At 72.5% G+C, this 20231-nt stretch carries 18 protein-coding genes; 8 read left to right on the top strand and 10 right to left on the bottom strand.

What is annotated here, in order from left to right:
- Positions 1-65: 65 nt before the first annotated feature.
- Both greA and ACZ3HQ_RS03040 read right to left on the bottom strand, forming a co-directional pair.
- Entirely contained in the window at positions 66-566 is a 501-nt protein-coding gene (greA, locus tag ACZ3HQ_RS03045) for a transcription elongation factor GreA (RefSeq protein WP_467507451.1), read from the bottom strand.
- Positions 567-737: 171 nt separating this feature from the next.
- Positions 738-1136 carry a DUF4307 domain-containing protein gene (locus tag ACZ3HQ_RS03040; protein WP_467507449.1) on the bottom strand — a complete coding sequence of 133 codons (399 nt, stop codon included), beginning with the start codon at positions 1134-1136 and terminating at the stop codon, positions 738-740.
- A 157-nt stretch (positions 1137-1293) separates the two neighbouring features.
- Between ACZ3HQ_RS03040 and mca the strand changes: the two genes are divergently transcribed.
- Together mca and ACZ3HQ_RS03030 are read left to right on the top strand one after the other, a co-directional pair.
- The gene (gene mca / locus ACZ3HQ_RS03035) at positions 1294-2175 is read left to right on the top strand and encodes a mycothiol conjugate amidase Mca (protein WP_037854939.1); all 882 of its coding nucleotides are present in this window, start codon (positions 1294-1296) and stop codon (positions 2173-2175) included.
- Positions 2168-2407, top strand: coding sequence for a hypothetical protein (locus ACZ3HQ_RS03030; protein ID WP_078873247.1), 240 nt, complete (start codon positions 2168-2170; stop codon positions 2405-2407). Before mca ends, ACZ3HQ_RS03030 begins: the two co-directional genes overlap by 8 nt.
- 124 nt (positions 2408-2531) lie before the next feature.
- On the opposite strand, the gene ACZ3HQ_RS03025 is transcribed toward ACZ3HQ_RS03030, so the two are convergent.
- Positions 2532-5735 (bottom strand): tetratricopeptide repeat protein, encoded by a 3204-nt coding sequence (locus tag ACZ3HQ_RS03025; RefSeq protein ID WP_467507446.1) that lies wholly within the window; start codon positions 5733-5735, stop codon positions 2532-2534.
- Between the two features lie 90 nt (positions 5736-5825).
- Positions 5826-6377, bottom strand: coding sequence for a GNAT family N-acetyltransferase (locus ACZ3HQ_RS03020; RefSeq protein WP_467507444.1), 552 nt, complete (start codon positions 6375-6377; stop codon positions 5826-5828).
- Between the two features lie 50 nt (positions 6378-6427).
- Here ACZ3HQ_RS03020 and ACZ3HQ_RS03015 point away from each other — a divergent pair, with 50 nt between their 5' ends.
- The 3 genes from ACZ3HQ_RS03015 to ACZ3HQ_RS03005 all read left to right on the top strand — a co-directional run bounded on the left by ACZ3HQ_RS03015 (position 6428) and on the right by ACZ3HQ_RS03005 (position 10105).
- Positions 6428-7021 (top strand): TetR/AcrR family transcriptional regulator, encoded by a 594-nt coding sequence (locus tag ACZ3HQ_RS03015; RefSeq protein ID WP_467507442.1) that lies wholly within the window; start codon positions 6428-6430, stop codon positions 7019-7021.
- Positions 7022-7082: 61 nt separating this feature from the next.
- Positions 7083-9116, top strand: coding sequence for a thioredoxin domain-containing protein (locus tag ACZ3HQ_RS03010; RefSeq protein WP_467507440.1), 2034 nt, complete (start codon positions 7083-7085; stop codon positions 9114-9116).
- Between the two features lie 107 nt (positions 9117-9223).
- Positions 9224-10105: a prohibitin family protein gene (locus ACZ3HQ_RS03005; RefSeq protein ID WP_467507438.1), complete on the top strand. Its 882-nt coding sequence runs from the start codon at positions 9224-9226 to the stop codon at positions 10103-10105.
- Here the strand turns inward: ACZ3HQ_RS03005 and ACZ3HQ_RS03000 are convergent.
- Both ACZ3HQ_RS03000 and trhA read right to left on the bottom strand, forming a co-directional pair.
- A complete protein-coding gene (locus ACZ3HQ_RS03000) occupies positions 10102-10833 on the bottom strand; it encodes a Mut7-C RNAse domain-containing protein (RefSeq protein WP_467507436.1) in 732 nt (243 codons plus the stop codon). The genes ACZ3HQ_RS03005 and ACZ3HQ_RS03000 overlap by 4 nt on opposite strands.
- Positions 10834-10876: 43 nt before the next feature.
- Positions 10877-11560 (bottom strand): PAQR family membrane homeostasis protein TrhA, encoded by a 684-nt coding sequence (gene trhA, locus ACZ3HQ_RS02995; protein WP_467507434.1) that lies wholly within the window; start codon positions 11558-11560, stop codon positions 10877-10879.
- Positions 11561-11943: 383 nt separating this feature from the next.
- Between trhA and ACZ3HQ_RS02990 the strand changes: the two genes are divergently transcribed.
- A complete protein-coding gene (locus ACZ3HQ_RS02990; RefSeq protein WP_467507432.1) occupies positions 11944-13776 on the top strand; it encodes a phosphoenolpyruvate carboxykinase (GTP) in 1833 nt (610 codons plus the stop codon).
- A 7-nt stretch (positions 13777-13783) separates the two neighbouring features.
- Here the strand turns inward: ACZ3HQ_RS02990 and ACZ3HQ_RS02985 are convergent, their stop codons facing one another.
- Together ACZ3HQ_RS02985 and ACZ3HQ_RS02980 are read right to left on the bottom strand one after the other, a co-directional pair.
- Positions 13784-14197: an SCO4983 family protein gene (locus tag ACZ3HQ_RS02985; RefSeq protein WP_467507430.1), complete on the bottom strand. Its 414-nt coding sequence runs from the start codon at positions 14195-14197 to the stop codon at positions 13784-13786.
- A gap of 72 nt (positions 14198-14269) precedes the next feature.
- The gene (locus ACZ3HQ_RS02980) at positions 14270-15481 is read right to left on the bottom strand and encodes a pyridoxal phosphate-dependent aminotransferase (RefSeq protein ID WP_467507428.1); all 1212 of its coding nucleotides are present in this window, start codon (positions 15479-15481) and stop codon (positions 14270-14272) included.
- 125 nt (positions 15482-15606) lie between these two features.
- On the opposite strand from ACZ3HQ_RS02980, the gene ACZ3HQ_RS02975 reads away from it, so the two are divergent.
- A complete protein-coding gene (locus tag ACZ3HQ_RS02975; RefSeq protein WP_467507426.1) occupies positions 15607-16323 on the top strand; it encodes a hypothetical protein in 717 nt (238 codons plus the stop codon).
- 134 nt (positions 16324-16457) lie between these two features.
- A complete protein-coding gene (locus tag ACZ3HQ_RS02970) occupies positions 16458-17282 on the top strand; it encodes a trypsin-like serine peptidase (RefSeq protein ID WP_467507424.1) in 825 nt (274 codons plus the stop codon).
- Positions 17283-17294: 12 nt separating this feature from the next.
- Here ACZ3HQ_RS02970 and ACZ3HQ_RS02965 read toward each other — a convergent pair whose 3' ends face one another.
- The gene (locus tag ACZ3HQ_RS02965) at positions 17295-18905 is read right to left on the bottom strand and encodes an N-acyl-D-amino-acid deacylase family protein (protein ID WP_467507422.1); all 1611 of its coding nucleotides are present in this window, start codon (positions 18903-18905) and stop codon (positions 17295-17297) included.
- 12 nt (positions 18906-18917) lie between these two features.
- The gene (locus ACZ3HQ_RS02960) at positions 18918-20195 is read right to left on the bottom strand and encodes an alanine racemase (protein ID WP_467507420.1); all 1278 of its coding nucleotides are present in this window, start codon (positions 20193-20195) and stop codon (positions 18918-18920) included.
- Between the last annotated feature and the right edge of the window lie 36 nt (positions 20196-20231).

The raw sequence follows: 20231 nt of genomic DNA, 5'->3' as shown, positions 1-20231 counted from the left end.
CCGACACGACGGAGCCCCCGGTGCCGCGAGAGCGCCGGGGGCCGGTCGAAGACAAGGATTCGGGGTCAGCTCGAGTACGGCTCGGCCTTGAGGATCTTCACCGTGGCCTTCTTGCCGTTCGGCAGCTCGTACTCCGCGTCCTCGCCGACCTTGTGGCCGATCACGCCCGAGCCGAGCGGGGACTGCGGCGAGTACGTCTCGACATCGGAGCTGGCGTACTCGCGGGAGGCGAGCAGGAAGGTCATCGTGTCGTCCTCGTCGCCGTCGAAGGCGATCGTGACGACCATGCCCGGCGCGACGGTCCCGTCGGTGGAGGTCGGGGCCTCGCCCACCTGGGCGTTCTCCAGGAGCTGGGTGAGCTGGCGCACGCGCAGCTCCTGCTTGCCCTGCTCCTCCTTGGCCGCGTGGTACCCGCCGTTCTCGCGCAGGTCGCCCTCCTCGCGCGCAGCCGCGATCTTGGCCGCGATCTCCGTGCGCGCAGGACCAGTAAGGTACTCAAGCTCGTCCTTGAGCTTGTTGTACGCCTCCTGGGTCAGCCAGGTGACGTTCTCGCTGGTCTGGGTCACAGGGTGCTCCTCGTCGGTACTGGGGATACAAAGCATCGCCCTACCCAGAAGCATGTTCTCTCTTGGATGGGCGAAACCACGAGCCTAACAATTCAAGGGCGAAAGGGGGAGGACATAAGCCATCAGAATCGCATCGACGCAGGTCACGCCGTACGCATTCCGGGTGATGCCTCAGCCTGCGTGGCAGCCCAGCAGTTCGGCGGTGCCGCCCTTGGCGGTCGTACGGAGCGTGACGACCCTGTCGACCCGCGTGTCCGGCCCGGAGAAGCGGAAGTCGGCCCGGCCGACCTCGGTCCCGTCGGCCGACTGGGAGCGCAGCGTGCAGTAGCCGTCGACGCCGGCGTCCCGGTGGACCTCCAGGTGTGCCCGGACCTCGTGGTCGGTGGCCTGGAAGGTGATGACCTGGGCGCTGATCTCGTTCCTGGCGACGTAGTGGTAGGCGAAGTAGCCGACCAGCGCGAGCAGGGCCACGCCCAGGACCGCGCCGAGGATCTTGAGCCGGTGGTCGGCACGCTCGTCCGAGGAGCGGCCGTAACGGCCCTCGGGCAGCCGCGTGCTCGCCGTAGCCATGATCGTCCTCTCCGCGGAATTATTCGCCCCCCGATTCGGTCACTATAGAAGCCTGCCGCCCGCCCTCCGACCGCCGCCCCATGGACGACGTGCCCCAGGCACGGCACCCGTTGACTGCCCCTGAGACCACGGGGCGCCGACCAACAAGGAACATGTCTTGACTGACCAGCTACGACTGATGGCCGTCCACGCGCACCCCGACGACGAGTCGAGCAAGGGCGCGGCCACCATGGCGAAGTACGTGTCCGACGGGGTGGACGTGCTGGTGGTGACCTGCACCGGTGGAGAGCGCGGTTCCATCCTCAACCCCAAGCTCCAGGGCGACGCGTACATCGAGGAGCACATCCACGAGGTGCGCAAGAAGGAGATGGACGAGGCCCGCGAGATCCTCGGGGTCAAGCAGGAGTGGCTCGGCTTCGTCGACTCCGGCCTGCCCGAGGGCGACCCGCTGCCCCCGCTGCCCGAGGGCTGCTTCGCGCTGGAGGACGTCGACAAGGCGGCCGGCGAGCTGGTCCGCAAGATCCGCGCGTTCCGCCCGCAGGTGATCACCACCTACGACGAGAACGGCGGTTACCCGCACCCCGACCACATCATGACCCACAAGATCTCGATGGTGGCGTTCGAGGGCGCGGCGGACACCGAGAAGTACCCGGAGGCCGAGTTCGGCCCCGCCTACCAGCCGCAGAAGCTGTACTACAACCAGGGCTTCAACCGCCCCCGCACCGAGGCCCTGCACCAGGCGATGCTGGACAGCGGGCTGGAGTCGCCGTACGGGGACTGGCTCAAGCGCTGGAAGGAGTTCGAGCGGGTCGAGCGCACGCTGACCACGCACGTTCCCTGCGCGGACTTCTTCGAGATCCGGGACAAGGCGCTGATCGCGCACGCCACCCAGATCGACCCCGACGGCGGCTGGTTCAAGGTCCCGATGGAGCTCCAGAAGAAGGTCTGGCCCACCGAGGAGTACGAGCTGGCGAAGTCCCTCGTGGACACCTCCCTCCCCGAGGACGACCTCTTCGCGGGCATCCGGGACAATGCCTGACATGAGCGCAAGCGTGAGCCTCGCAGTGACGCATCTCGTCCCTCTCGCCAAGGAGATCGACGAGAACAAGGTCACCCCCGGTGTCCTCGGCTTCATCGTGTTCGCGGTGATGGCCCTGGCCGTCTGGGGGCTGATGAAGTCGATGAGCAAGCACATGGGCAAGGTCGACTTCAAGGAGGCGCCCGCCGAGGGCGAGACCTCCGCCACGAAGACCGAGTCCCGCCAGGGCTGACCCCCCCCGGGGCCGACCCACCGACGGGCGGAACCCACCGACGGGCGCGACCGGAACGACGGCCGCGCCCCGCCGGCGCCTCGCTCACCCCATGGCACCCCTTGGCGCCCCTTGGCGCCCCTCGTCACCCCTTGTTCGGTACCGGCACCCCCAGCACATCGCGGGCGTGCCGGGCCGGGGTCATCCGCAGCCGCCACGCCTGCCAGCCCGACTCCAGGCTCACGCCCCGCTCCAGCAGCAGGGCGTACGCCGGGGCGCAGTCGGTGAGCCGTTCGTCGCGGGCCGGGTGCTCGGCGCGGACCAGGCGGGCCAGCTCCTCCTGGGCGACCGCCGTGCCCACCTCGCTGCCGCCCGGCGCCGCGTACGGCAGCAGGGTGCAGCGCAGGAACCGCGCCCAGTCCTCACCGCGCCGGTCGCCGTAGGCGGTGAACAGGGTGAGCGCCTCGTCGCACAGGGCCAGCGCCTGCTGGGTGCGCCCGTTGCCCGCGTCCACCACCGCCAGCTCCAGGCAGGACCACGCCTCGCCGTGCGGCACCCCGACCCGCTGGAAGTCGGCGCGGGCGTCGACCAGCAACTGGCGGGCGAACCCGGAGTTGCGCAGCGAGCCGGTCTGCGCCGCGCGCTGGTCGCGGGTCACCCGGGCCGAGTGGTGCCGGGCGCAGGCCAGCCCGTACACGTCCCGCATCCGGGAGAACATCGTGCGCGAGCGCTCCAGCTCCCGCACCGCCCGGTCCAGGTCACCGGTCTCCTCCAGCGCCTGCCCCAGGTGGTACAGCGTCCACGCCTCACCGCGCGCGTCCTCGTTGTCCCGGTGCCGCACGGCCGCCTGCCGCAGCCCCTCCACGGCCGCCGCCGCGTCCCCGTCGACCAGCCGGGCCCGCGCGAGCTGGGTCAGCGCCCACGCCTCGCCGCGGGCGTCGCGGGTCCGCCCGTACCGCTCCAGCGCGGCCCGCAGCTCGTCCTCCGCGCGGGGTACGTCGCCCAGGCACAGGGCGAGCTGGCCGAGCTGGTAGTGGGCCCACGCCTCGCCGTGCACCGAGCCGCCCGCCCGGTGCAGCACCAGTGAGCGCTTGAGCAGGTCCAGCGCCTCCGGCAGCCGGGCCCGGTCGCGCTGTACGGCGGCCAGCGCGTGCATCGTCCAGGCGCGGTCGGTGGCGAGCTGCGGGGGCGCCTGGAGGTCCAGCGCCTCCTGGAGCTTGGCCGCCGCCTCGGTCAGGTTGCCCTGGTGGTGCAGGGTGATGCCGAGGGAGCACAGGGCGCGCGCGGCGCCCGCGTCGTGGTGCGCCTCCCGGTACAGGTCCACCACCGAGGCCAGCGTGGTGCGCGCCTTGTCCAGCTCACCGAGCTGCCGGGCCGCGATACCGGTACGCCACTGCACCGAGCGCACCAGCAGCCCCTCGTCCACGGCCTGCGCCAGCTCGTTGATCTCCCCGAGCCGGTACAGGTCGCCGCGCAGCAGGCAGTAGTCGCACAGCGCGCCCAGCAGGTTCAGCACCGCCGCCTGGTCCACGCCCTCGGCCTGGCGCAGGGTGGCCGTGATGAAGCTGGTCTCGTCGTCCAGCCAGCGCAGCGCCTCCTCCAGCGAGACGAAGCCGTGCGAGCCGAACCGGTCCGACCGCGTCGACATGTTGCCGTCGACCAGGCGCAGCACCGAGTCGGCCAGCTCCGCGTAGTTCACGATCAGCCGTTCCTGCGCGGCCGTGCGCTCGACCTGCTCCTCCTCGTCCAGCAGCCGTGCCTCCGCGAAGGCGCGGACCAGGTGGTGCAGCCGGTACCGGTCGCCGCGCACATGGTCCAGCAGCCCGGCGCGGGCCAGCGCGGCCAGGTGCCGGCCCGCCTCCTCCTCGCCGGTGCCCAGCAGCGCGGCGGCCGCCGCCACGCCCAGCGAGGCCCGGCCGGCCAGCGCGAGCCGGCGCAGCAGCCGGCGGGCGGGCTCCGGCTGGTCGTTGTAGCGCAGCCACAGCGCCCGCTCCACCGGCTCGACCGGCCCGTACGCGGCGAGGTCCGCCGCCAGCCCGCTCGCCGAACGGGCGCCGAGTGCCGAGCCCGCGCAGCGCAGCGCCAGCGGCAGTCCGCCGCACAACTGGGCGATCCGCGCGGTGGATTCGGCGTCGTGGGGGTGGCGGGAGTTCTGCGCGGAGGCGGTCAGCAGTTCCTCGGCACCGGCCGCGTCCAGCGCGTTCACGGGCAGGTGGTGCACCCAGGCGGGCAGGTCCGCGTCCAGCTCCAGCGGGGTGCGGGAGGTGACCAGGACCAGGCTGTCGGAGCGCTCGGGGATCAGCGCGCGCACCTGTGCGGGGTCGCAGGCGTCGTCCAGCACGATGGTCACCGGGAGGCCGGCCAGATGCTGGTGGTACAGCTCGCCGAGCCGTTTGAGCTGCTGCTCGGGGGAGGAGTGCTCACGGAACAGCAACTGCTCGCGGGGTGCGCCGAGCCGGTTCAGCAGGTGCAGCAGGGCGTCGCGGGTGGGCAGCGGGCGGGTCTCCGGGCCGTCGCCGCGCAGGTCGACGACGACCGCGCCCCGGAAGTGGTCGCGCAGTTCGTGCGCCGCGCGGACGGCGAGCGTGGTGCGGCCCGAGCCCGGCTCGCCGTGCAGGACGACCACGGTCGGCCGGGTCTCCGACTCCGCGCGGGCGGCCCGCGCCCACTGCCCGATCCGCGCCAGCTCCTCCGTACGGCCCGCGAACAGGTCCCCCGGCTCGGGGAGTTGGCCGAAGGACTGTTCCAGTACGGTCCGGCGCCGGGCCGCCGCGCTCTTGTCCGCGCCGCGCAGTGCCGGGCCGGTCTTCTTCTTCGGGGCGGTGGAGGCGGCGAGCATCCGCTGCTGGTCCAGGAAGGGGCGGATGCCGCGCACCTCCAGCGCGGTGAGCCACTGGAGCCGCAACTGCTCGGGGCCGCCGGGCTGGCTCGCCGCGCCCTTGCGGTGATGGGCGGCGGGCAGATGCGTACCGGCCACCTTCACCACCGTCGCGGCGGCTCCGGCGACCCCAGCGACGACGCCCGCGCCGAGCGCGGTGCCCGTACCGGTGCCGAGGGACAGGTCGGCGACGGCCGCGGCGACCGCCGCGACGGCGGCCACCAGCAGCGGGGTACCGGCGCCCTCGCGGGCGTAGCGCCGGCCGAAGCTGAGCCGGTCCGCCTCGGACGCGTCGAGCGCGCGGGTGTACGCGGCGTACTCCTCCGCCGCCGCCCCGGCCATCGCGTCCAGCGCGGCGCGGGCCCGCGTGAGCAGCAGTTGCCCGTCGGTCCGCCCACCCGACCGCCGCACCTCCTCCTCCACGGCCCGCACCACAAGCCGCTCCGCCTCACCCCGGTGCGCCTCCCGCATATCTCCCCCTCCCCGCCACCAACTCCGTTGCGCACCAGTGTGCTTCGGGGGAGGGGGGAGCGCGAGGGGGCGTGGATCAGGAAGGACGGCTCACCGTTCGAGAGCGCGCCACTCCGGGGCGAGCACCGCCCACACCTGCTTGTCGTGCCGTATGCCGCCGTACGGCCACGCCTCGCGCCGCACCCCTTCCAGCGTCATGCCGAGCCGCTTGGCGACCGCCGCGCTGCGGTCGTTGTCGGCCCGGCAGTGCCACTCGGCCCGGTGCAGGCCCCGTGTGTCGAACGCCCAGTCCAGCAGTGCGGCGCAGGCCGCCGTGATCAGGCCGTGGCCCTCGGCGGCCGGCTCCAGCCAGCAGCCGACCTCGCACGAGCCGGACGCCGTGTCGAAGGCGGTGAACATCACGCCGCCCACCAGGGTGTCGTCCCGCCAGATGCCGTACAGGCGGGCGCCGTCGGTGGCCTGGCGGGTGGCGTACCGCTCGAGGGTGGCCCGGGCGCCCGCCACGTCGACGGTGACGAACCCGGCGCCGACCCAGGGACGGATGTGCTCGCGGGCGCGGTCCAGATGCCCGGCGAACTCCTCGGCGTGCCAGGACTCCAGCGGGGCGAGACGGGCGCCGTCGCGCAGTGCCAGCGAGAACATGAGGGCCTCCCCTTTGCGTAACAGGTGTTATGGAAATGTACCGTGGCGGCATGCCACGTACCAAGGGAGATCACGAAGCGCGGCGGCGGGACGTCTCCGCGGCGGTCTGGCAGGTCATGGCGACACGCGGCTTCGCGGGGCTGACGCTGCGTGCCGTGGCCGCCGAACTCGGCGCGACCACCGGCCTGCTGACCCACTACTTCCCGACCAAGCGGGCCCTGGTCGAGTACGCCCTCGACCTGCTGGAGCAGCGCACCCTCGCCCGTCCCCGGCGTTCCAGCGGGCCGGGGCTCGCGGCGCTGCGGGACGCGCTGCTCGACATCCTGCCGCTGACCCCCGAGGCCACCGACAGCAATCGCGTCTGGGTCGCCTCCTGGGACACCGCCCTGGCCGACCCGGCCATCGGTGCCGACCATGCCCGCAAGTACGCCGAGAGCCGGTCCCGCCTGGCCGAACGCGTCGCCGCCGCCCAGGCCCTCGGTGAACTGCCGCCCGGCGACCCGGACCGCATCGCGGCCGGCGCCCAGTCCTTCGTGCTCGGCCTCGTGGTCCAGAGCCTGCTCGACCCGGACCGGTTCCCGCCCGAGCGGCAGACGGAACTGCTGGACGACCACCTCACCGGCCTGACGGCCCGTCCCGCCTGACCCCTTGCGCGGCCCGCGGGCTTCACTGCCCGCCCCCGGCCCCTGTGAGAGGCTGGATCGCATGAACCGGCTAGCCGACGTGACCTCGCCGTATCTGCTCCAGCACGCTGACAACCCGGTCGACTGGTACCCCTGGGGGCCGGAGGCGTTCGAGGAGGCCAGGCGGCGGGATGTGCCGATCCTGCTGAGCGTCGGGTACTCCGCGTGCCACTGGTGTCACGTCATGGCGCACGAGTCCTTCGAGGACCAGGCCACCGCCGACTACCTGAACGAGAACTTCGTCAGTGTGAAGGTGGACCGGGAGGAGCGGCCGGACGTCGACGCGGTGTACATGGAGGCGGTGCAGGCGGCGACCGGGCAGGGCGGGTGGCCGATGACCGTGTTCCTGACGCCGGACGCCGAGCCCTTCTACTTCGGCACCTACTTCCCGCCCCGCCCGGGGCACGGCATGCCCTCCTTCGGGCAGGTGCTGGAAGGCGTGCACCAGGCGTGGGAGGGCCGGCGGGACGAGGTCACCGAGGTGGCCGCGAAGATCACGCGGGACCTCGCCCAGCGGGAGATCGTCCGGCAGGCCGCCGGAGTCCCCGGTGAGGAGGAGCTGGCGCAGGCCCTTCTCGGCCTCACCCGCGAGTACGACCCCCAGCGCGGCGGATTCGGCGGCGCGCCCAAGTTCCCGCCCTCCATGGCCCTGGAGTTCCTGCTGCGCCACCACGCCCGCACCGGCTCCGAGGGCGCCCTCCAGATGGCCGCCGACACCTGCGAGCGCATGGCCCGCGGCGGCATCTACGACCAGCTCGGCGGCGGCTTCGCCCGCTACTCCGTGGACCGCGACTGGGTCGTGCCGCACTTCGAGAAGATGCTCTACGACAACGCGCTGCTCTGCCGGGTCTACGCCCACCTCTGGCGCACCACCGGATCCGACCTCGCCCGCCGTATCGCGCTGGAGACAGCCGACTTCCTCGTCGGTGAACTCCGCACCGAGGAGGGCGGGTTCGCCTCCGCGCTGGACGCCGACAGCGACGACGGCACCGGCAGGCACGTCGAGGGCGCGTACTACGTCTGGACGCCCGAGAAGCTGCGCGCCCTGCTCGGGGACGAGGACGGCGACCTCGCCGCCGAGTACTTCGGCGTGACCGGCGAGGGCAGCTTCGAGCACGGTCAGTCCGTGCTCCAACTGCCGCAGGCGGAGCGGGTGTTCGACGCCGAACGGATCGCCTCCATCAAAGAGCGCATGCTCGCCGAGCGCTCCCGGCGCCCCGCGCCCGGCCGGGACGACAAGGTCGTCGCCGCCTGGAACGGCCTCGCCGTCGCCGCGCTCGCCGAGGCCGGCGCCTACTTCGGCCGCCCCGACCTGATCGAGGCCGCCCTCGCCGCCGCCGACCACCTGGTCCGGGTCCACCTCGACGAGCACGGCCACCTCACCCGGACCAGCCGCGACGGCCGCGCCGGGGCCAACTCCGGGGTGCTGGAGGACTACGCAGACGTCGCCGAGGGCTTCCTCGCGCTGGCCTCCGTCACCGGCGAGGGTGTCTGGCTGGACTTCGCCGGGCTCCTCCTCGACCAGGTCATGACCCGCTTCACCGACCCGGAGACCGGCGCGCTGTACGACACCGCCTCCGACGCCGAGCAGCTCATCCGCCGCCCGCAGGACCCGACCGACAACGCGACCCCCTCCGGCTGGTCCGCCGCGGCCGCCGCCCTGCTGTCCTACGCCGCCCACACCGGCTCCGAGGCCCATCGCACCGCAGCCGAGCAGGCCCTCGGCGTGGTCAAGACGCTCGGGCCGCGGGTGCCCCGGTTCGTCGGCTGGGGCCTGGCCGCAGCCGAGGCGCAGCTCGACGGTCCCCGCGAGGTCGCGGTCGTCGGCCCGTCCCTCACCGACGAGCGCACCGCCGCCCTGCACCGCACGGCCCTCCTCACCGGCGCCCCCGGCGCGGTCGTCGCGGCGGGCACCCCGGACGGCGAGGAGTTCCCCCTCCTCGCCCACCGCCCCCTGGTGGACGGTGACCCCGCCGCCTACGTGTGCCGGAACTTCACCTGCGAGGCCCCGGTCACCGACCCCGACGCGCTGCGCACGGCGCTGGCCGGCGACTGACCGAACCCGGCACGCCGCACGGCTACTTCCCGTACACCCGCGCCCGTTACGATGCGCTGCCCGCCGCCCGACGGGGTGGCGCATCCTGTGGGGGGAAGCCCGTGTTCGTGCTGTCCATATTGCTGCTCATAGCCGCGGTCGTGCTCTTCTTCGTCGGGCGCGGCAGAGCCGAGGCCGGGTGGAAGATCGGGGCCGCGATCGGCGCCCTGGGTGGGGTCCTGGCCGGTCTTTTCGCCTGTCTTCATGTGGTGAGCGCCTATGAGGTCGGCGTCCCGGTGACATTCGGCCGGGTCGGCACCCCGCTGACCTCCGGAGCACATCTGAAGTCGCCGTTCACCGACGTCACCTCCTTCTCCACCCGGCCGGTCGACCTCGACCTGGGCGGCGAAGACCGGGTGGAGGTCCGCTCCTCGCAGGGCGGGGTGCTGTACGCCGACGTCACCATCAAGTGGGCCGTCGTCCCGCGCCAGGCGGTCGAGCTGTACCGGCTGGCGGGCAGCGAGGACGCGGTGCAGGAACGGCTGGTGCTGCCGGACAGCCGCGAGATCATCCGCAATGTGTTCGCCCAGCACACCAGCGAGGAGGGGTACGCCTCCGCCCGCGAGCGGATCAGCGCCGAGATCGAGACCCAGGTGAAGGAGCGGCTGGCGCCCCGCGGGATCGCCGTGACCACCGTCAACCTGCGCAATGTGCGGCCGTCGAAGCAGTTGCAGGGCCAGATCGACAAGAAGATCCAGCAGGAGCAGGCCACCGAGCGCGCCGTCGAGGCCGCGCGGACCGCCAAGGCGGAGGCCGAGCGCAAGCGGATCGAGGCCGAGGGCACCGCCCGCGCCAACAAGATCCTGGAACGCTCCCTCAGCGACAAGGTCCTCTACAACCAGTGCCTGGACGCCTACCGCGAGGCCGCCAAGGCCCACCCGGTGTACGCCGTGCCCTGCGGCGGCGGCTCCGGCGGCGCCCCGGTCATCGTGGACGGCACCAAGAACTAGCCCAGGCCGGAACGGAACCGCACCGCCTCCGCCACGATCGCCTCCAACTGCTCATGGTGGGCCCCCTTCCAGTACGCCCGCCCGCACTCCCCGCACGCGGCGAACACGTCATAGGTGTCCCGCGTGCCGGCCTCCAGCCGGTCGGCCACCTCGGACTTGGTGGCGGGGCGCAGCGGGCCGTTGCAGGCGGTGCAGCGGGACCAGGGGGCCAGCTCCGGGGCGAACCGCTCCAGCACGTCCCGGAGCTGCTGCTCGGGCCGGGTGCTGTACACGTAGGCCCCGGCCCACAGCTCGCGGCGGCGCAGCAGTCCCCGGTCCCGGCTGAGCAGGACCCGGCGTTCGGCGGCCGAGCGCGCGGCGAGCGCCGGGTCGCCGATGTCGGTGGACTCGTAGGCCGTGTCCACGCCGAGCAGGCGCATGCGGCGGGCCAGCGTGCCCAGGTGCACGTCGAGCAGGAAGCGCAAGGGGGCGCCGGGTACGGGCTGGGGGCGGGGGACCGGGCCGACGTGGACCACCTCGCCGCCGGCCGGGACGTGGGCGCGGGGGACTTCCCGGCCGTCCACGGTGAGGGTGCCGACCTCGGTCAGCGGGATGCCGAGGGACTCCACGACATGGCCCAGCGAGGAGACGCCGTCGGTGCCGAGTTCGGCGGGGCCCGCGCGGTGCGCGTGCGGCACGAACAGGTGCAGGTCCGGGGCGACTTCGAGGTGGATCATGGGTCCGTTCACCCGGTCAGGATGGCACGGGCGCACGGACCCGGCCCGGGCGGCCTCAGGCGTGCTGGTAGGCGACCAGCGAGATGCCGACGTAGTGCACGATGAACGCGGCCAGGGTGAGGGAGTGGAAGACCTCGTGGAAGCCGAACCAGCGGGGTGACGGGTTCGGCTTCTTGATGCCGTAGACCACGCCTCCTGCGCTGTACAGCAGGCCGCCGACGACCACCAGGACCAGGACGGCGACGCCGCCGGTGCGCATGAAGTCGGGCAGGAAGAAGACGGCGGCCCAGCCCATGGCGATGTAGCACGGGGTGTACAGCCAGCGGGGCGCGCCGACCCAGAAGACGCGGAACGCGATGCCCGCGAGGGCGGCGGCCCAGATGCCCCACAGCAGCCACCGCCCCTTGCTGCCCGGCAGGAGCAGCAGGGTGAGCGGGGTGTAGGTGCCGGCGATGATCAGGAAGATGTTGGAGTGGTCGAGGCGGCGCAGGATGCGGTCGGCCCGGGGGCTCCAGTTGCCCCGGTGGTACAGGGCGCTGACACCGAAGAGCAGACACGCCGTCAGGGCGTAGATGCCGCAGGCGATACGGCCCCGGGTGGAGTCGGCGAGGGCGGTGAGCACCAGGCCCGCGATGAGTGCGGCCGGGAACATCCCCAGGTGCAGCCAGCCACGGAGCCGGGGCTTGACGGGTTCCGGCAGGTTGAGCGCGGCGGAAACGGACGCAGTCATGAACCGCATCGTACCTACGGAACCGTAGGTTACGGATCAGTCCCCCTGGGTGTGTGGCCGAGGTCATGCCCACACCAAGATCCATCGTCTCATGTCCGCGAGGGGCTCCGCGCGCAAAGAATTCGCCATGTGTGCGCCAGGTGCGCGTAAAGAGGTGCGCATGTCAGCAGGAAGGACGCGGGACACGCCGTTTCGGGGGTACTCGCTCACCTGTGACGCCCTCTGGACATATGCGCACTCACATCGGATGATCAAATGAGTGCGGTCGGTACCGGATGAGCGGCACTCCCGATCGGGCCGATCGGGGTTGCCGCGGCGCATCCGGGCCGCAGCCCCCAAGGGGCCGAGAAAATCCCTCACCCAGGGCAATGAACCCTCACTTAGGAGCGATCGTGGCGCGCGACAACGCGGCTCCCACCGTCATCCCGACCACCCATCAGGATCTGATCTCGTGGGTAGACGAGATCGCCGAACTGACGCAGCCGGACAACGTGGTCTGGTGTGACGGCTCCGAGGCCGAGTACGAGCGCCTGTGCGAGGAGCTCGTCGCCAAGGGCACCTTCACCCGCCTCGACCCCGTCAAGCGTCCGCACTCGTACCACGCGGCCTCCGACCCGACCGACGTCGCGCGGGTCGAGGACCGGACCTTCATCTGCTCGCGGAAGGAGGCCGACGCGGGCCCGACCAACCACTGGAAGGACCCCGCCGAGATGCGGGAGATCTTCCAGGGGTCGGGCGGCGAGGGCGGCCTGTTCCGGGGCTCGATGCGCGGCCGCACGATGTACGTCGTGCCCTTCTGCATGGGCCCGCTCGGCTCCCCGCTCTCCGCGCTCGGCGTGGAGATCACCGACTCCGCCTACGTCGCCGCCTCGATGCGCACCATGACCCGCATGGGCAGCGCGGTGCTGGAGGAGCTGGGCACGGACGGCGAGTTCGTCAAGGCCGTGCACACCCTGGGCGCCCCGCTGGCGCCGGGCGAGCAGGACGTGCCGTGGCCCTGCAACTCCACCAAGTACATCTCGCACTTCCCTGAGTCCCGCGAGATCTGGTCCTACGGCTCCGGCTACGGCGGCAACGCGCTGCTCGGCAAGAAGTGCTACGCCCTGCGCATCGCCTCCGTCATGGCCCGCGACGAGGGCTGGCTGGCCGAGCACATGCTCATCCTCAAGCTCACCCCGCCGCACGGCGAGGCCAAGTACGTCGCCGCCGCCTTCCCCTCCGCCTGCGGCAAGACCAACCTCGCCATGCTGGAGCCCACCGTCTCCGGGTGGAGCGTGGAGACCATCGGCGACGACATCGCCTGGATGCGCTTCGGCGAGGACGGCCGGCTCTACGCGATCAACCCCGAGGCCGGGTTCTTCGGCGTCGCGCCCGGCACCGGTGAGCACACCAACGCCAACGCGATGAAGACGCTGTGGGGCAACGCGGTCTTCACCAACGTCGCCCTCACCGACGACGGCGACGTGTGGTGGGAGGGCATGACCGAGGAGCAGCCCGCCCACCTGACCGACTGGAAGGGCAACGACTGGACGCCGGAGTCCGGCACCCCGGCCGCCCACCCCAACGCCCGCTTCACGGTCCCCGCCGACCAGTGCCCGATCATCGCGCCCGAGTGGGAGGACCCGCGCGGGGTGCCGATCTCCGCGATCCTCTTCGGCGGCCGCCGGGCCAGCGCGGTCCCGCTGGTGACCGAGTCCTTCGACTGGAACCACGGCGTGTTCCTCGGCGCCAACGTGGCCAGCGAGAAGACCGCCGCCGCCGAGGGCAAGGTCGGTGAGCTGCGCCGCGACCCCTTCGCCATGCTGCCGTTCTGCGGCTACAACATGGGCGACTACATGACCCACTGGATCGACGTGGCCAAGGACAAGGACCCGGAGAAGCTGCCCCGGATCTACTACGTCAACTGGTTCCGCAAGGACGGCGAGGGCAAGTTCGTCTGGCCGGGCTTCGGGGAGAACAGCCGCGTCCTGAAGTGGATCGTGGACCGCCTCGACGGCCGCGCCGAGGGTGTCGAGACCCCGATCGGCGTGCTGCCGGCCAAGGGCTCCCTGGACACCGAGGGGCTGGACCTCACCGAGGCCGAGCTGGACTTCCTGCTCACCGTCGACAAGGAGGTCTGGCGCGAGGAGGCGTCCCTGGTGCCCGAGCACCTGAACACCTTCGGCGATCACACGCCCAGGGAGCTGTGGGACCAGTACCGGGCGCTGGTCGAGCGCCTCGGCTGAAGCACGGTCAGCGGGCCGCGCTGAGTTCCCTCGGCGCGGCCAGCGCCGCCGCGTGCGCGTCCATCCGCTGGGCGGCCAGGATCGCGGCGGCGGTGTCCGCGCGGGAGGCGGCGACGACCAGGGCGCGGCTCGCGAGGGTGTGCGCCCGCCGGTGCAGCGGCGCCGGATCGGCGGCCGCTCCCGGCACCGCCCGTACCGGAGGCCGGCCGCCGCGCAGCCGGGCCACCTCGGCGGAGAGCCGTTCGGCGGCCGTGTCCAGCTCGGGTCCGGCGGCCGGGCCGCGCAGCTCGTCGGTGACGGCGAGCAGGGCGCCGAGGTGTCCGGCCAACTGGATGTCCAGCTCCTCGTCACGCGAGCGGTGCGGGAAGTCCGAGGCCGCCGGGGTGCTGTGGACCGACTTGGTGCGGATCGGTTCGTACATGGGACGGCCTCCTCTGCGCTGACAGGAAACCATCCTAGCTTGGATTCAGTCTAAAGTTGAGTCGAGTCGGTACTACGGCTGACCGTAGCCGTCCAGGAACGTTCCGATCCTGGTCACCGCGTCCGTCAGGTCGGCGGCGTTGGGCAGCGTGACGACCCGGAAGTGGTCGGGCTCGGGCCAGTTGAAGCCGGTGCCCTGGACCACCATGATCTTCTCCTGGCGCAGCAGATCGAGGACGAGCTGCCGGTCGTCCTTGACCTTGAAGACCTTCGGGTCCAGGCGCGGGAAGAGGTACAGCGCGCCCTTGGGGCGTACGCAGCTCACGCCGGGGATCTGGGTGAGCAGCTCGTACGCCGTGTCCATCTGCTCCTTCAGCCGGCCGCCCGGCAGCACCAGGTCCTTGATCGACTGGCGGCCGGAGAGCGCCGCGACCACGCCGTGCTGGCCCGGCATGTTGGCGCACAGCCGCATGTTGGCCAGGATCGTCAGGCCCTCCAGGTAGGAGTCGGCGTGCGCGCGCGGGCCGGAGACGGCCATCCAGCCGACCCGGTACCCGGCCACCCGGTACGCCTTCGACATGCCGTTGAAGGTGAGGGTGAGCAGGTCGGGGGCGACCTTGGCGGTGGGGGTGTGGACCGCGCCGTCGTAGAGGATCTTGTCGTAGATCTCGTCGGAGCAGACCAGCAGGTTGTGGCGGCGGGCGATGTCGGTCAGGCCCTTGAGCATCGCCTCGTCGTAGACCGCGCCCGTGGGGTTGTTCGGGTTGATGATCACCAGGGCCTTGGTGCGGTCGGTGATCTTGCGCTCGATGTCCGCGAGGTCGGGCATCCAGTCGGCCTGCTCGTCGCACCGGTAGTGCACGGCGGTGCCGCCGGACAGCGAGACGGCCGCCGTCCACAGCGGGTAGTCCGGGGCGGGCACGAGGACCTCGTCGCCGTCGTCGAGCAGGGCCTGCATGGCCATCACGATCAGCTCGGAGACGCCGTTGCCGATGAAGACGTGCTCGACGTCGGTCTCGATGCCGAGGGTCTGGTTGTGCATGACCACCGCGCGGCGGGCGGCCAGCAGGCCCTTGGCGTCGCCGTAGCCGTGGGCCGTGGAGACGTTGCGGAGGATGTCCTCCAGGATCTCCGGGGGGCACTCGAAGCCGAAGGCGGCCGGGTTGCCGGTGTTGAGCTTCAGGATGCGGTGACCGGCCGCCTCCAGTCGCATCGCCTCCTCGAGCACCGGGCCCCGGATCTCGTAACAGACGTTGGCGAGCTTGGTCGACTGGATCACCTGCATGCCCGCGAGCTTACGGCCCCCGGTGCGGTGGCGCGTGTGTTCTCCACCACGTGGGACGCGTCGGTTTAACCGGGTTTCGCCGAGGGGTGTTCCGGGCGCGTCCGCCTCCCTACAATTCGACGATCATGTCTACCGAACGCGAGTGCGGGTCGGAGGTGCACGGCGCGCACGAGGCGGTCGGTGCTGCGCCGGTCCCGCCGATCGTCTTCCGCCCCCCGGCCGCCCCGCCCCCCTCCTACGAGGGGTACGCCGACCCCGCCGCCGCCCACGGCTGGCAGAGCGCCTACGACGAGACCCGTGAACTGCCCGCCCTGACCGAACTCTCCGCGCCCGCCGGCCCGACTGGCCCTGGTGATACGGAAGTTGCGCGTGCGACCGGCGGGCGGCCCGGGCGCCGGCGGCGGCCGGCCGGGCGGAGCCGCCGGGTGGTGGTGGCCGGGGCGGTCGCCGGCACGGTCGGGGCCGCCGCGGTGATCACGGGTCTGGTGGCCTCCTCCTCGTCGCCGTCCGGTGGCGACCGCCCGGCGAGCACGGGGCAGGCCACCTCCGGCGTGTCCAGGGTGCCGGCCGTCCCCGGCGCGCCGGACACCACGTCCCCGGTGGGCGCGGGCGCCGCCGACGGCCGGCCCTCGACCGCTCCGCCGCGGGCCACCACGGGGGTGTCCGCTTCCCCGGCCGCGCCGTCGGCCGCGCCGACGGTCGTGCCGGCGGGCGCCTCCGCCGTCGAGAAGGCCCCGCCGTCCACCGCCCCCGCGACGACGGCCACCGTTCCCGTGTCCTCCCCCACCCCGGCCTCGACCGGTACGCCCACCCGTGGGGGCAAGGGGCGCCGGCACCGCTGAACTTACGCGCCGTCACCCGGCGTCCTCCGGGTGACGCCTCCTTGTCCTCTCCCGGCAACCCGATAACAATGCGCATGACAATACGGGCGGCCGGAGGCTCTCCGGTCGTCCGCTTCCGCAGAGAGGACCCCCACATGAACAAGCCTCTCCTGGCCGCGCTCTCCGCCGTGGCGCTCGCCGGGTTCGGCGCGACCCCGGCCCTGGCCGCGCCGCAGACCAAGGCGGTGACCGTCGACTTCGCCGGGACCGTGTCGCTCAGCAACTGCTCCGGCTCCGTCGTCCGGCTGCCGAACTCGGCGGACACCGACCCCGCGCTCGTGATGAGCAACGGGCACTGCCTGGAGACGGGCTTCCCGCAGCCCGGCCAGGTCATCACCGGCCAGTCCTCCAGCCGCACCTTCGGCCTGCTGAACTCGGCCGGCACCAAGGTCGCCACGCTCCGCGCCAACCAGGTCGTCTACTCGACGATGACCGACACCGACGTCACCCTGTACCGGCTGACCACCAGCTACGCGGCGATCCGGAGCTCCTACGGCATCAACGCGCTGCCGCTGAGCGACACCCACCCGGTGGCCGGGAGCAGCATCAAGGTCGTCTCCGGCTACTGGAAGCGGATCTACTCCTGCAACGCGGACGGGTTCGTGTACCGGCTGAAGGAGGGCGGCTGGACCTGGAAGGACTCGCTGCGCTACACCGCCGCCTGCAACACCATCGGCGGCACCTCCGGCTCCCCGGTGATCGACACCGCCACCGGCAAGGTCGTCGCCGTCAACAACACGGGCAACGAGGACGGCCAGTCCTGCACCGAGAACAACCCCTGCGAGGTCGACCAGAACGGCAACGTCACCGTCCGCCAGGGCATCAACTACGCCCAGGAGACCTACCAGATACCGGCCTGCTTCACGACCGGCAACAAGCTCGACCTGAGCGCGGCCGGCTGCACGCTGCCCAAGCCCTGACGGCCCCGGCCGTCACACCGGGGTACGGCGCACCGACCGGCCCGCCAGCACGTCGGTGCGCCGCCCGTCCTCGATGACGAACCGTCCGTCCACCAGGACGTGCGGAATCCCGGCCGGCAGCGTCCTCGGCTCCGCGAAGGTGGAGCCGGCGGCGACGGTGGCCGGGTCGAACAGCACCAGGTCGGCGCGGTACCCCTCGCGCACCAGCCCCCGGTCCGGCAGCCGCAGCCGGGCCGCGGGCCGCGAGGTCAGCCGGGCCACGCACTCCTCCAGCGAGAGCACGCCCAGCTCGCGGACGTAGGTGCCGAGGTAGCGCGGGAAGGTGCCGTAGGCGCGCGGATGGGGCTTGGTGCCCTGGAGGATGCCGTCCGAGCCGCCGGTGTGCGCGCGGTGCCGCATGATCGCGCGGACGTTCTCCTCGTGGCCGACGTGCTGGAGGATCGTGGTGCCGAGCCGGTCCTCGACCAGCAGGTGCCGGACGGTCTCCCACGGCTCCTCGCCGCGCAGCCCGGCCGCCTCCTTCACCGTGCGGCCCACGTACGCGGCCAGCGCCGGGTCGGTCACGCCGGAGATCTCGATCGTCTCCCACTCCGCCGGTACGCCGTGGCAGCCGTCGGAGCCGGTGACCTCCAGGTGGTGCCGGACGCGCTCGGCGGTGGCCGGGTCGGTGAGCCGGGCCAGGATCTCCGCCGGGCCGCCCTCGCTCGCCCAACTGGGCAGCAGGGCCGCCAGGGTGGTGGAGCCGGGGGTGTAGGGATAGGTGTCCAGGGTGAGGTCGGCGCCCGCGTCCAGGGCCGCGTCGAGCAGGGCGAGCAGCTCGGGGGCGCGGCCCTCGTTGACGCCGAAGTTCATGGTGGCGTGGGCCAGGTGCAGCGGGCAGCCCGCCTCGCGGGTGAGGGCCACCATCTCGGCGTACGCCTGGAGGGCGCCCGCGCCGTAGGAGCGGTGGTGGGGGCAGTAGTAGCCGCCGTAGGAGGCCACCACCCGGCACAGCTCGGTCAGTTCGGCGTCGCTCGCGTACATGCCGGGGGTGTAGGTGAGGCCGGAGGAGAGGCCGACCGCGCCCTGTTCCAGGCCCTCCGCGACCAGGTGCCGCATCCGGTCCAGCTCGGCCGCCGTCGCCGGGCGGTCCTCCCAGCCGACGACCAGCGCGCGGACCGTGCCCTGCGGGACCAGATAGGCCGCGTTGACCGCGATGCCCTCGTCCAGCCGGTCCAGGTATTCGCCGACCGAGCGCCAGTCCATGTCGAGGTCGTCGCCGTAGCCGTTCCAGCCGGTGATGGCGCGGCGGACCTCCTCCAGCGTGCGGTCGTCCACGGGGGCGTACGACAGGCCGTCCTGGCCCAGGACTTCGAGGGTGACGCCCTGCGCGGCCTTGGCACTGTGGTCGGGGTCGCGCAGCAGGGCCAGGTCGGAGTGGGCGTGCATGTCGATGAAGCCGGGGGAGAGGACCAGGCCCTCCGCGTCCAGCTCGCGCCGCGCGCGCGGGCGCTGACAGCCCGCCGCCGCGGCCTCCTTGACGATGGAGACGATCCGGCCGCGGTCGACCACCACATCGGCGCGGTAGGCGGGCGCCCCGCTGCCGTCGACCACGTCGGCGTCCCGGATGACGAGTTCTTCCACGGCCCTGCCCTCCTAGAAGAACGTACGGACGTACTGCACGACCGTGCCGTCCGCCTCGGCCACCGGGATGAGCTGCCACTTGTCGAAGCTGGTGCAGGGGTGGGACAGGCCGAAGCCGATCCAGTCGCCCACCATGACATCGGCCTCGGGTGTGGTGGCCAGCCACATGTGCTGGTCCGACAGGGCGGTCACCGTGACGCCGGTCGCGGGGTGCTCGGCGCCGTCCCGGCGCACCACCTGTGCCTCGGGCTTGTCCAGGTCGTAGGCGGCGTCCCGCTTGCCCGCGTTGACGAACGCCTGGCCGGGTTCGGGGCGGGAGACCACCTGCGCCCACAACCGGAACGCGGGCTCCAGCGCGCCTTCTTCGGGGACCCGGTTGAAGGGGGTGATGCGTCGGTAGTGGCCGTCGTCGTGGGAGACGTAGGCGCCGGAGCGGAGCAGCTTCAGCACCGGGCGGGACAGCTCGGGGACCTCCGCGAACACCTCGGCCACCGTGTCGAACCAGGCGCTGCCGCCCGCGCTCACCACGATCTCGTCCGCCGTGCCGAACCGCCCCTGGGCGTCCAGGGCGGCGGCGAGCGCGGTGAGGCGACGCAGATAGGCGGCGACGCGCTCGGGGTCGGCCTTCGGCACCTCGCCCTCGTAGCCCGCCACACCGACCAGGCGCAGGGTGCGGGTGGCGGCCACGGCGGCGGCGACCTCCGCGCACTCCGCCTCCGTGCGGGCACCGGTGCGGGCGCCCTCGCCGGCCGCCAGCTCCACCACCACGTCCAGCGGGCGGGCGGCGCCGGTGAGGGCCGCGTCCATCAGCTCGACCCCGCGCACGGAGTCGACGTAGGTGATCAGGCGGAAGTCCGGGTCGGCGGCCAGCTCGGCGGCGATACGGCGCAGCGCGGCCGCGTCCACCAGCTCGTTGGCGAGGAAGATCCGCTCGATGCCGAACTCCCTTGCCACCCACACCTGGTGGGGAGCAGCGACCGTGATGCCCCAGGCGCCGTGCTCGATCTGCCGGGCGAAGAGCTGCGGCGCCATCGAGGTCTTGCCGTGCGGGGCGAAGGCGAGGCCGTGCCGGGCCGCGTACGACTCCATCAGCGCGAGGTTGTGCGCCAGGCGCTCGGCGGACAGCGCGAGAACGGGGGTGGCGAAGCCGCCGGTGAACAGGTTGCGGCGCTCGGCGGCCAGCTCGCCCACCGTCAGCCCGGCGGCGTCCGGCGGAAGGCCCTTGAAACGGTGGTCGACCCGTTCCCCGGCGAGCTGTGCCAGGGCGTCGGAACCGGTCGCACGGGCCATACGAGCCTCCTGATCAGCGTCGTTGCATTCCCTGCA

The sequence above is a fragment of the Streptomyces sp. NPDC018263 genome (genome assembly GCF_055562575.1).
The sequence above is the reverse complement of the archived record's forward strand: the minus strand, read 5'-3'. Positions and strand labels throughout refer to the sequence as shown.